Genomic DNA, 11,393 nt, shown 5'->3' with positions numbered 1-11,393 from the left:
AACTCATCCGTGTACTGCTTGCTGTTGCCCATAAACACCTCGGTCATTGCCATGAATTATGGCGTCCGGATGTCTACGAAAGGCTGGTCGGTCCAGTTCATCATGTGACGCACCACTTCAGAATGCCCTCGTTCGCCATCTGGTGACACATGCCCTCGCGGTCCTTTGCTTGCACATGAGGGGCCAACACGTGCCCACCAAGCTGTAGCGACTGGGCCGCCTTCACAGTGTCTTTGAGGCGATTCAATCCGGTTTGACCGGTTGTCGTGTATGTGTAGTACAGGCCCTCCCGGAACTCGCCGAGCAGAGTTTCAAAGAACGCTGGATCGGCCATCTGATCTCGGGCCAGCTCTTTAAGGCCCTCAGCGCAGTAAAAAGTAATACGAGAGCGCTCAAAAATGCCCTTGTAAGTGGATATATGTATGAAGTCGCTGGGGGCGCTGATAGTTACTTCCATGGCCTCCCCAATAACTTCGAACAACTGGGTGATATAGCCGGACTCTGTTGGCGCAACCGATGAAGGGGGCTCCGGCGGAGGCGGCCTTTCTATCAGCGGCGCACCGAATACGGTCAGGTGGTACCTGGTCTGAGCATGTTCGGAGATGAGCTCAAGCGGCTGCTTCGCTTTGAAAATGCTGAAGTCAAACGAGGCAATGTGGCATTTCATCTCCTTAGTGAGAGCCACTATTGCCTTGGATGTAATCGCCCCCGCGCAGTGTTTGTCCCAGTTCTCAGTTACGAAATCGCGCAGCTTCTTTGGATCATCCAAGAGATCCTGAAGAGTAGAAGTCGTGCCCTTATGAGTGACAAACCAATACTCTTCAGGCGATGTGTAGTCGCCTTGGAGCGTGTAATAGAGAACCTTGGCGATCTCACCCGCCGCGACGCCGGGGCCCAGACGGTCGCCGTAGTGCTTGCACTGATATAGCTTCCAGCGGCGCGGCTCTGTCCCCGAGGGATCAAGCCACACGACTACGTCTCTCCCCTTGTCGCCGGCACCGCCGCGCTGCTGAGCTTCAGCGACCTCAACTTGCGTCGAGAGGTAGTCAGATGCCCACTCAAGCGTGAAGCGCTCGAAATCTGCCGCGCTGAACTGAGCCAGCCGATCCAGCGGCTGCACGGGTAGTCCCGCCCCCACGCCAAGAAGGCGTGCATTCGCATTAGGCCAAGGGGTCGGCGGCGGTAGCGCTGATAGCGGCGCACCGGCTCCCTTACCTGGTTTACTTGTGGCCACGCCCCCTCCCTTGGCGGTAGTACAGGTCCAGCAGCCACAGGATAAGCCATCGGAGGTGGAGCGGCGCGCATCGATTAACGCGCGCCCGTAGCCCGCTCTGGGCCGTCAATCTTCCAGTAGGCGAGCAGCGGGATTTGCCGTAGCACCGCCCGTCTGGAAATACCCGATCACACTCGATACCGACCGGTGCTCCGTCAGCTGCATGATCGCCGGCAATGCCACGCCCTGACGACTAGCCTCGGTTACGAACCCCGACCGCAGACTGTGCCCGCCAAAATCCCCCTCCAGCCCGGCCAAGCGCGCTCGCCGCTGCACGATCTCGCCCACAGCGGCCGGGGACAGGGCAGGGCCCACCCGCTCTTTCCATAGCCGCCGGAAGATGGCTCCCTCGGTGATGCCCGCCGCTTCCAACCAATCCTGCAGGGCGAGGGCGGCCCGATCGAGCACCGGCTTGTCCGGCGTCGAGGAGGCCGTAACCCCGGTCTGCTGAGTCTTGCTGTGCTCCAGTCGGTAGATATAGCCCGCCTCGCCAATACGGCGCAGGTCGCGCAGGTCGGCCGCAGCGATCTCGCTACGCCGGCGGCCGCCACTGGCAAACCCGAAGCAGAGTAGGGCGCGATCGCGGATTCCTTCCAGGCTGTCGTCGCAGGTAGCCAACATGGCCTCCAACTCGGACAGGGTGATCGCAGTCTTCTTGCGTGGGCGTTCGCCGCGCTTGACCGCGGCCCGCGCCGCGCGACTGAGCACGGTGCGGATTGCCGGATGCTCGCAGGGGTTAGCCACTCGCTTGAGGCGGTGCGCGGTGGACAGCACAGCAACGCGATGGCGCACGGTGGCCAAGGTCCACGGGCCGGCCTTGGCTTTGAGGCCAGCGGCCACCAAGGCCTGGTCGACAGCTGGGGGAAGTTCCCAGGCCAATTCGCCGTCGGTCGAGCGGCGCTGTACGTGATCGACTACGAACTGGAGCACGATGGCTTCGGGTACCGGCAAGGCCAACTCGATGCCATAGCGCGCCGCGTGCCAGCCAGCCCAGTAGCGCAGGGCGCTGGTGTAGCTGCGGGTCGTGTTCTCGGCTGCCGCTTCGGCGAGCAGCTCGCGGACCGCATCGGCAGCCTGTTGGGCCAGCTGTTCGGGCAGTTCCAGGCGGGTGGCTGTCGCGGCAAGTGCGGGAATTGTAGAAATTTCTTTCATACTATGTAATATACGCTACGTTCAGGCGATCATAGCCACGATAATCATCACTTATCGCGAGTACGTTACCAGCAGAGTAGGGCGTCAGTACTGGAGACTTCGCATGGCCCGCGGCATCACCGAATCCGACGTCCACACCGCCGCCGACGAGCTGGTGGCCAAGGGCGAGCGCCCGACCGTCGAGCGGATCCGGGCTCACCTGGGGACCGGCTCGCCGAACACCGTGACTCGCTGGCTGGAGACGTGGTGGAACCGACTCGGTACGCGCCTGCAGCCAGCGCGGCCGGACCTGGACGATGCGCCAGCGGTGTTGGCGGAACTCGCCGGGCAATGGTGGGAGTTGGCGTTGAAGCATGCACGGGAGGTCGCCCATCGAGAGCTTGCAGAGGCTAAGCAGTCGTTGGCCGCCCAGCGTGATGCACAGGAGGCAAAATCCCGGCTTATAGCTGACGAGCTGACGCAAGTCCGTTCAGAGCGTGACGCTGCAATCACTGGCGAGAGGATCGCATCGACACAAGCTGCAGAGCTGCAGCAGCTGGTTGACCAGCTCCGTCTGCAGATCTCAGAACTCGCAGAGCAGCGAGACCTCGAGCTTAGAAGAGCCGATCGAACTGAGGAAGCGAGACAGCAACTTGACGTCCGGCTTCATGAAGCCCTAGAGACGGCGAAATCTGAGCGGGAAGACTGGACCGAGTACGTCAGATCTGTCGAGAATCGGACACTGAGCGACGTCGATCGAGCACGTCAGGAGGTCAAGGAACTCCAAGCGCAGCTAAGCAAGGCCTCCGAACACCACAGGGCCCTTGAAAACCAGCTACGCCAGGATATCCAGGCCGCCCAGTCGGCGGCAGCTACGGCCACCCAGTCTGCGGATATCCTGCGCGGCAGATGTGACGCTCTCGAGGGGCAAATTTCGAGCCTTCGAGATCTGCCGACGCAGCTAGAGGCGGCACTCAAACGATCCGAAGAAGCTCGCATAGCTACTGATGTTCAGCCCAAACGAAAACGCTCGAAACAGTGAAAATATGGCTAACAGGCGCCCTCAGGGAAGCCCTAGCGTGTGGGGGAAACGTCTTAGATCTGTCGAACAGATAGCGGCTTTCGTTTCCGTACAGGAAGCTGGACCGTCTTGGGCGTGCCGAGCTCCGCCGTTATAGTTGAACTACAAGAAAATTACCCCAGTAGACGACCATGAACCTCTTGCAAGAAATGCTCCGCGCGTTCATCCAAGGCGCAAGAGAAACGCCCGCCGGATTCTTCTCGCCGATCTTTGGGATATGGCGAATCATGACTACCCAGACCGACCGAGCAATTGCCCGACATCAGCGCTGAACGCTCTCCAGTGCAGTAACGGCATAGTCAGGATTCGCCCTGAAACTCCACACATGCGGCGTTCAGAACGCGGCAGGGGTCCGACGCCAGCATTTTGGATGGGGTTTCACCATCGAGCATCGCGTGCGGCGACAGAAGCCACTCGACTTCTCCCCAATAGGTGCTTCGCCGCAGTCCGCTTGGCTCATGCTCAAAAGGACCGAACTCACGCAGCACAGCCAGAATCTCGGCCAGGTGGTCCACAGGCTGGCCGCTCGGGAGGAACTGCCAGGTCGGGTAGCGGTAACCGGGCGACGGATTGGTGACGTAGACCCCGAGCAACTTGCCAGCGCGGCGCAACTGGCTGACCAGGCGGCCACCGTTCGGAGCATGAGAGCCAAGCCCCTGACTGACCTGTGCTGCAGTGAGCCATTGCTCAGCAAGTGCTTGGCGCGCGTCAGCCGCATCTCGGAGGATCCGTTGAGCGGGCGTAAAGGTGTCGAAGTGCATTCCGCCGCCTCGCACTATGGAGACCACACAGGACACGAGTCTAGCAAGTCGGAAGATTGTGGGCGATCTGTGGGGAAAACGTCCCAAGCCTCGCGAATAGGACACGCCCGCGGATCTGTATTTTTGGCCGGCGGGTGTGGCAGGCACCGAGGGCAGGGCGGGGGTAGCCGAGAATGGGGAGCGGCATGCTCCCCATTTGGAATTCAAGCCTGGTCGTCAACTGGCGCAGTTGGCCCGTTGTTCTTAACAGCCTGAATTCCTGCCTCGCGGGCTTGGGTGGAAGAGTAGGTCTCACTGGTACCAATGCGCTCGCCATTAGCGGCCTTGAGGTTGAACATAGGCTGGCCGTTTGCCGCGTTCTTGCGCTCATAGCGCGAATCGTCAGGAGAGTTCACCTTGACTGAAGCAATTCCAGTCAGTGCCCCCTGCTTGGAGGCGTACAATTCACTGGTCAGGATGATCTCGTTATTGCCGGCCTTAAGGACAAAGCGGTACTGCGTTCCCGAACGACTCAGAACATATCGAGCTGCCATGCAAGTTCCCCTAGCTGCGCCTGGATTGGCCAAGCGAATCTGTCAGAGGAAATCCTGAGTGTCTATCAGGGAAAGCCGCACCTCGACGAAAGATCGGCAGCATCCGGCAAAAACCGAAGCCATATCGACATTTACATCGCCCTGACAAACATAAGATACGTTATGCGAAGTAACGCATTGATTGTATTATATTTTTTGAGTGCGACCCGATACTACATCGAGTCGTCAACCTCATCAATACCTGGCGCTGCCCAGGACGCACGTAGCACGAACCGCATGGGCATCATCATCAGCGCGGCCGGGCCACGCCTAGTGGCCGTCTGAAAGGCGAGCTAAAAGCGTGGGGGAAACATCCCGAATTGCCTGGCCAAGGTTCAGCGCAAGGATCACGGTTCACCAGCGGCCATCATCGCTAGAAGACGAGAATTCTTGCTTGGCCACGGCCATGACCAGATCCGGGTCCAGAGCAAGTACCTCTGATGGCTTCGCGCCGGACAATAGAGCATGCGGAGCGACCAGCCACTCGATTTCCTCCCACCCAGACGTAGGTTCGCCGCTTGAAACGCCATATGGCTCAAGCAGTAGCGCCAACACTGCAGAGAGGCCAGCCCAAGGTGTCCCAGCAGGGTCGAGCTGCCACTGTGGAAAGAGATAGAGCTTCCGTTCTGCGATCCATACGCGCAAAACGCTGTCAGATTGAAGGCAGTGCTTCAGGGGCCGGCCCGGGAGGGCAGCCGGGCTCAGCAACGCTTCGAAAGTGTCCGCATCGAGCCAATCTGTCGCGACATCAGCTGCTTGCCGCAAGAATGCCACGGCTCGCCACTCAGGTAACCTGTGGGGGAAACGTCTCAATCCATCTGACCAGTCAGGTCGAGGGGGCCCACAAGCGCAGCTAGCCGTCGGCAGCGCGTGTTACGGTGCAGTACCGATACACCTGATCCACCATTGGGCGAGGTGACGACCATGAATCTGATGATTGCCATGCTCCGCGGATTCGTCCAGGGCGCCAGGGAAACCCCGGCCGGGTTCTTCTCTCCGATAACTGGCCTGTGGCGGATCATGTCTACTCAGACAGATCGGGCCATCCGCAGGCACCGGCGGAAAGCGCTTCGTTGAGGACGGACAGGCCTTCGATAACGTAAGAGGCTCCTTAAACAGCGAGCTCAACTGGTCCTGTAACGGTAGAAATCTGTGCAACGGGCCAATCTACAGCCAGAAATCTCTGCATGGGTTCACGGCGAGCCAGTACTGTCTGCCTGAAGGGGCAGAATCTCTGCCTGATCAGGGCAGAATTGTCTGTCGACGAACAAGCCAAGCCAAAAGCCGCTGTCTGCCGCACCGAAAACGCCCGGCCTCTAACGCATTGATTTTAGAAGATATGGATGGGGTGAGCTTAGCCTCTTCCTGGCAGCTTCCGTCCACCAAAGATGCCCGATATTTCCGGAAGTCCACCAAAGATGCCCGATATTCCCGGAAGTTCACCAAAGACGCCCGGCATTTCCAGAAGTACATAAATAACGCCCAACAGTTCCGGAAGCCCATAAAACACGCCCACGACTGCCGGGGGTTCATTAGAATTGCCAATTAGCCCACGCGGCGGCAAAGCCTCCCCTTGTGTTGCGTACTCGCATGAAGGCTACTGCCGTTCGCAGTCCGGCACGAGACAGTGCCGTTGCCCCAATGATGGCAAAAATTGCTAAGAACTGCCTGCCTTAGGATTTCTGCTGGATTCTAGCTGTTTTTCGAGGTGTCACCCAGGCGACCCGGACTTCTCTCAAGGAACGGGCGGAACCCTGAAGCTCGATGACCGGATACCCACCTGAAGGCAGTACATCCTTCGGATTCAGCTTGAACACCCTTGCAAGCGTCAACGCCAAGCCTTCCTCATAAGCGGTTGCCAGAACCCACACAAGCGCGTCGACCAAGGCGGATCTTCCCTTAATGCTGTCCAATACCGAAGCGACGATTACGGAAGGGGACCTATCCGGCTTGTCGTTCGCGATACCAAAGGCCGCAGCGGCCAGCTCCAGCGCTGTGCCGCACGCTAACGTTACCATCGGGTCGACAACCGAGAGATTGAGCCAAGTCGCGCCGCTGGCAGAAACACCATAGGGAGCTAGGAACGACTCGTGCCGCTCTACCTCAGTGGGTCCTTGGGTGTCGTAGTGCGTTGAGCGGAAGCTCAGGACAGATAGGCCTTCAAGTCCGACCCTGGCGCATGCCGCTGCAGTGGCCCGCGTCAAAGCATCGTAGGCCATCAATGGGAGCGGAGCGCACATGAGGCCCGAGTTGCCGCCAATCATTGCCCAGCCCCAGAACGCCCCTGGCTCCGGATCGTCAGCGGATGGCTGGAAAGCCTCATACCTTACGTGAGCATTGCCATCGTCCTGGTGGACGGGCGGCATAGGAGTCGTTCTATCAATCAGGCGCGCCAGAGCTGAAGGCCAGCTTTGCGCATCACTGGGGAAGTGAATCACTCGGCCTGCCCGCTGGCGTGATGCCCAATGAAGGTAGTCATCCACCCACTGCGACACTTCACGAGCGGGAAATTGCCTGACGTCCAGTAGCGCTGTGTGGGCGTCGATTGGCTGAAATCCACAAGTACAAGTCCCGAGACCACCGGAGTGGTCAAAACTGGTGCCCAGCGTCCTTCCGCATGCCACGCAGTGGTTGATGAGCTTCTCGCCATGCCAAGGGCACGCAGAGATGGAAGGAAGGAGAAATAGTGAACAATGGTAGCCGTGAAGTGCGCATGCGGGGCACCGCATATATGGAAGCTCACTACCCGCGAGAAGTCGAAGTGATTGAACTGGAAGCCACGCGGCCGGATTCCATAGATTCTTCGTTGTGACGTCACGGACTTCGATGGCTGACGCAAAAGTATCCTGCACCCGGCCCGGCAGAAGCAAAGGGCGGAGCATGGAGCGCCCAGTCTTACGCCTCACCCCCATGATCATGAGTTGCTCACTTGTTGGCATGCCCAGTGCAACGATCCGCTGCAGCACGCCGTAGCCCGATATGTATGGATAGAACTCATGCTCTGCGCCGACAATCCGAGGCGTAGAAGGATTTACGGCGCGAGAGCTATTCATTGCTTCCCCCTACCTGGTTTGCCGTATTCTGTATCTTCTCAATGATGGCGATTGCCTTGTCGGACATCTTCTCGCGCATGCGAATGAACTCGGTTCGCAGGTACCCGACATGCACAAGCGCAGCACGGACGTCAGATGGAGTGAAGCGTTCGAAACTCTGCTGAAACCAAGCGTTCGTTAGCAGATTCCGCACGGTCGATGTGAAGGAGCACATCGGCCAGCCACTATGTTCGGGAAGTCCCACCTCCCTCCGGAGGGCGGACACAGCATCGCAAATCATCTCCGTTTCAGATTCCAGCCGCCATCCGCGATCAAATGCGTCGGTGGCGAAGTATCTAGAAAATGGCATGTCCTCTGTCGGCCACCATGCTGCGCCGTCGTAGCGCGACAGGGCATGCCTGACCTCATCTCGCGCCGCAAGAGGAAGAAATGGGGCTGAGTCCAGAAACCACCGGCGAACAACATGTGACGGATGGTGCTGCCACATGTCGCCAAGCTCGATGCCCTGCTGGTCACTTTGGTACACAAAGACCAAAAAGAGAGTAAGCCTGTCCTTGCTCATCAAGTTATCAAGATCTTCTAAGCACTGAAACTCAAGATTGGTGAGCCGTTGAGCACTGTCGATGAACAATACGTACCTGCGTACGTCGGCGTGCCCACACGCGGCGCGCATGTGATTGTGTATTCGTGCCCTCAGCTCGTGAGGCCTGGCCGATGACCAGCGCGGCATTCCCAGTTGATGTGAAAGCGCGTGCCAGAAGCTCAGCGGGCTCCTGCATGCATCTGAGGTTGCGACGATTGCCCTGGCCACACCTGCGCGGCGTCCGTCCTCCACGAGCCAGCGCCAGTCGGTTTCGACTAGATAGTCTTGCGCCGTGGATTTGCCAACCCCGCTCTCTGAGTAAAGAGAGCACCCATGATGACCCTGCTGAATGTTGTACAGAACGAAATCCGCCATGCGTTCGACAGGCTTCGTGTTGATACGGTAGCCAGACTCAATGAGAAGTGGATGGTCGGGGTCAAGGCGACGGACGGCCATGATGGCCTCCGCAAGGTCCGATCTAGTCATCAAGATTCACCTTGCCTCCCCGGGGGACTCTTACCGGGATGTGAGCTGGCTGGGACCGAATGTCGGGCAGACGGCCGAAGTGCAACTGCTGCAAGCGCGCAAGTTGGTCGACTGCGGGTTGGGACGTGTCTGCAGTAGATCGAAGATGCGCTATGAAGGCTTCAATTGCACACTCCACGCCAGCGATTGAGAAATCACTGCGCTGTTTGGACCAACGACAGATGATCCTTCGCGTCCTCTCGTCATGCGGCGCGCGCGACCAAGGCGCTCGCGCGGTAGCCACTCCGAATGGCACGGTGGCACTTTGAAGTAGCACGATTGAACGAAGATCGCGCCTATTCACGCGCGCAAGAATCCTGGTGCCAATCAGTCCCCATTTATCGTTAAGGGAAGGGGATCGGTAGTCCGCATACAAGTAGGTGACATGGGGCAACTCCCCATTATCCTTGTTGCCTTTTACGGGCAGGCTTACGATTGTCGAAGCCATATCTGCAGCATCCAGGCCACAGGTTTCCGGCGCAAACGCAAACGCTGACTCTTTGCGATTCGTGAGATACGCTAGCGGCGTCATCTGTCCGAGTGCGGAGTGAGGCGTCGCGTTGTAGTTGGCTATGATGACGTCCAGGAGCTCCTCGAGAAGGTGCATCTGGATGGGATGGGCATCCGGAGAGAAGTTGCTGATCCTGATCTTGTTTTCCCCCAGCCGTTTGGCGGGCTCAAAACCGCCGGGGATCTTACGCAGCGCACCACGTTCCAAGCGCGAGAAGAATTGCTCTACAATGGGTTGTGAGCGCGGTGTGTGCGACTTTCCGAAGATCATCACACCTCCCCGAGCCCTGCAGAATGCTGCTTCGAGTGCATGGGCCGAGTGCGCAAGGAAGTTGTCCAGTGCGACAGCGGCCGAGCGCGTGACTATCGGCGTTGCTGCCTGATAGACGGGCATTCCAGCGCCAGGTGCGTAGAAGAGGTCCGGGATCGTCAGGTCCCTGGGAGCCCAGGGTTCCATTGACTTGGACAAGCAGAGCGCTACATCAAGATTGTCATAGCTCTGGCCGACACAGAGAAGCCATCCCGTTACCGCCCTGGATTCAGTCTCTATTTCGATGAGAAGCCATAGCCGTGACACTTTGCGCGTAACACGCGCGCCATTGGGCATATCGATGGAGATCTTGCATTCAACATCGATTTGGTGCGCGTCAAACTCCGTTCTGGCGAACAGGCCCATCCGTACTGCTTGCTCCAAAGCGACAGGAGCGTTCGATGCCGATTGAGGTTCATAAAGGTCCACGTCGGCTACTGCCGACTGCCGCCGCTTGAGCAAAGCAAGCAGCGAGCGCTTCCCCTTGCCAGGATCGTTCAGGGGGAATTTGTCCTCCAGGTTGTGCTGCTTCAGCTCCGCAAGGACTCGTTGGTGCAATTTTACGAACGCGCTTGGAGGGCGGCCCGGCGGCAGATGGGTTGCAAAGCCATCGATCAAGGCTTTAACACTCGGCACAGCTTCGGAGACTTTGTGCCACGCAAATCTTCCTGGAACCAGCGGCAATTCCGCGGGTTCGAAGGAAAGCTCAGTCGAGTAACTGCCCCATGGAATGCATACGCGAAATCCGTGCGGCATGCCATCGTGGGCTATCGTGGGCGCTTTCATTGCCATGCGCTTCAGGCGTTTGTGGCAGATTCCATATCTCCGGGATATAGCGGTGATGGTGGAACGGCCCAGAAGCAAGGCGGTGAGTGCTTCCTTGGCCACGCGGAACTTGGAGAGATGATCTGGTGCAATATCAACCGGATGTGGGGAGTACCACTCGTCGAGTGTCGCCTGATCATAGATTTCGTACCTAGCCATGACGCACCTCCACGAGGGCATCCGGATCCCCTGGGCGATAGTCCACGAGTTGTACGCGGCCGGTGTAGACGAGGCTTGCCACTGCGCAAGCCACTGCGAACCGGGCCTGGCCCGTCTGCAGTTGTAATGCGCTCATGGTGAGGCGCTCAACGTTCTGGAGCATGTCCTCAATCCTCACTTCCAACTGCCTGGCCCCCGCGATCTTTGCATTGGCCCAGACAAGCGGAAGTAGTTCGTAGGCAACAGCGACCTCGCTGGCGCGAGATGCCAGAGAGTTTTCGTGGACAAGTCGCAATACGAGCCCTTGATTCAAGGCCATGTGGATGAGCTCGTCATCTGCGGGAAGCTTGACTAAGCCAACGCTCAGTGAAGCCACCCGTTTTGTAGGGATTACAAACTGGTAGTGCTGGGTGCCATCCCTCCGCCCGACCCAGAAGCTCAACTCAAGGTCGCGCTTCTCGCCTACCGTGATTCGACGCGGCCTCTCAACATACATCTCCACCTGGGGGTCAAATTTGGACCGACCAGAGTTCCATAGACACTCAGTCGCCGCTCTGCGCGTAGCGCTTTTCGAACTCTACCGGTGACATGCCGCCAGCGGAACCATGCC

Annotated in this window: 9 protein-coding genes; 1 reads left to right on the top strand and 8 read right to left on the bottom strand. The window is 58.6% G+C overall.

The features are described from left to right. Positions 1–100: 100 nt before the first annotated feature. Together ACM0PK_RS21360 and ACM0PK_RS21355 are read right to left on the bottom strand one after the other, a co-directional pair. Entirely contained in the window at positions 101–1,120 is a 1,020-nt protein-coding gene (locus ACM0PK_RS21360; protein ID WP_414608070.1) for an ABC-three component system protein, read from the bottom strand. Positions 1,121–1,339: 219 nt separating this feature from the next. Next, complete coding sequence (locus ACM0PK_RS21355; protein ID WP_414608069.1) at positions 1,340–2,425, bottom strand: site-specific integrase; 1,086 nt, start codon at positions 2,423–2,425, stop codon at positions 1,340–1,342. A 103-nt stretch (positions 2,426–2,528) separates the two neighbouring features. Here ACM0PK_RS21355 and ACM0PK_RS21350 point away from each other — a divergent pair, with 103 nt between their 5' ends. Next, complete coding sequence (locus tag ACM0PK_RS21350; protein WP_414608068.1) at positions 2,529–3,446, top strand: DNA-binding protein; 918 nt, start codon at positions 2,529–2,531, stop codon at positions 3,444–3,446. Positions 3,447–3,784: 338 nt separating this feature from the next. Here ACM0PK_RS21350 and ACM0PK_RS21345 read toward each other — a convergent pair whose 3' ends face one another. The 6 genes from ACM0PK_RS21345 to ACM0PK_RS21320 form a co-directional block, all read right to left on the bottom strand. Next, positions 3,785–4,246, bottom strand: coding sequence for a hypothetical protein (locus tag ACM0PK_RS21345; protein WP_414608067.1), 462 nt, complete (start codon positions 4,244–4,246; stop codon positions 3,785–3,787). Positions 4,247–4,449: 203 nt separating this feature from the next. Further along, a complete protein-coding gene (locus tag ACM0PK_RS21340; RefSeq protein ID WP_080376385.1) occupies positions 4,450–4,779 on the bottom strand; it encodes a YegP family protein in 330 nt (109 codons plus the stop codon). Positions 4,780–6,491: 1,712 nt separating this feature from the next. Next, positions 6,492–7,037, bottom strand: coding sequence for a hypothetical protein (locus ACM0PK_RS21335; RefSeq protein WP_126412179.1), 546 nt, complete (start codon positions 7,035–7,037; stop codon positions 6,492–6,494). 826 nt (positions 7,038–7,863) lie between these two features. Continuing rightward, the gene (locus tag ACM0PK_RS21330; protein ID WP_414608066.1) at positions 7,864–8,910 is read right to left on the bottom strand and encodes an ATP-binding protein; all 1,047 of its coding nucleotides are present in this window, start codon (positions 8,908–8,910) and stop codon (positions 7,864–7,866) included. A gap of 22 nt (positions 8,911–8,932) precedes the next feature. Then, positions 8,933–10,783 carry a hypothetical protein gene (locus tag ACM0PK_RS21325; RefSeq protein ID WP_414608065.1) on the bottom strand — a complete coding sequence of 617 codons (1,851 nt, stop codon included), beginning with the start codon at positions 10,781–10,783 and terminating at the stop codon, positions 8,933–8,935. Beyond that, complete coding sequence (locus tag ACM0PK_RS21320; RefSeq protein ID WP_495498544.1) at positions 10,776–11,102, bottom strand: hypothetical protein; 327 nt, start codon at positions 11,100–11,102, stop codon at positions 10,776–10,778. The genes ACM0PK_RS21325 and ACM0PK_RS21320 overlap by 8 nt, the downstream gene beginning before the upstream one ends. Positions 11,103–11,393: the final 291 nt, after the last annotated feature.

Source organism: Stenotrophomonas sp. FR010 (genome assembly GCF_047520755.2).
GTDB lineage: Bacteria > Pseudomonadota > Gammaproteobacteria > Xanthomonadales > Xanthomonadaceae > Stenotrophomonas > Stenotrophomonas sepilia.
Note: the sequence above shows the minus strand (reverse complement) of the source record. Positions and strands in the feature narration are given on the sequence as shown.

Excerpts from the sequence above, each read along its gene's own strand:
- ACM0PK_RS21350 (WP_414608068.1), top strand. The coding sequence starts at position 2,529 with ATGGCCCGCGGCATCACCGAATCCGACGTCCACACCGCCGCCGACGAG.
- ACM0PK_RS21355 (WP_414608069.1), bottom strand. The coding sequence starts at position 2,425 with ATGAAAGAAATTTCTACAATTCCCGCACTTGCCGCGACAGCCACCCGC.
- ACM0PK_RS21335 (WP_126412179.1), bottom strand. The coding sequence starts at position 7,037 with ATGGCCTACGATGCTTTGACGCGGGCCACTGCAGCGGCATGCGCCAGG.
- ACM0PK_RS21330 (WP_414608066.1), bottom strand. The coding sequence starts at position 8,910 with ATGGCCGTCCGTCGCCTTGACCCCGACCATCCACTTCTCATTGAGTCT.
- ACM0PK_RS21325 (WP_414608065.1), bottom strand. The coding sequence starts at position 10,783 with ATGGCTAGGTACGAAATCTATGATCAGGCGACACTCGACGAGTGGTAC.
- ACM0PK_RS21320 (WP_495498544.1), bottom strand. The coding sequence starts at position 11,102 with ATGGCCTTGAATCAAGGGCTCGTATTGCGACTTGTCCACGAAAACTCT.
- ACM0PK_RS21340 (WP_080376385.1), bottom strand. The coding sequence starts at position 4,779 with ATGGCAGCTCGATATGTTCTGAGTCGTTCGGGAACGCAGTACCGCTTT.
- ACM0PK_RS21345 (WP_414608067.1), bottom strand. The coding sequence starts at position 4,246 with ATGCACTTCGACACCTTTACGCCCGCTCAACGGATCCTCCGAGATGCG.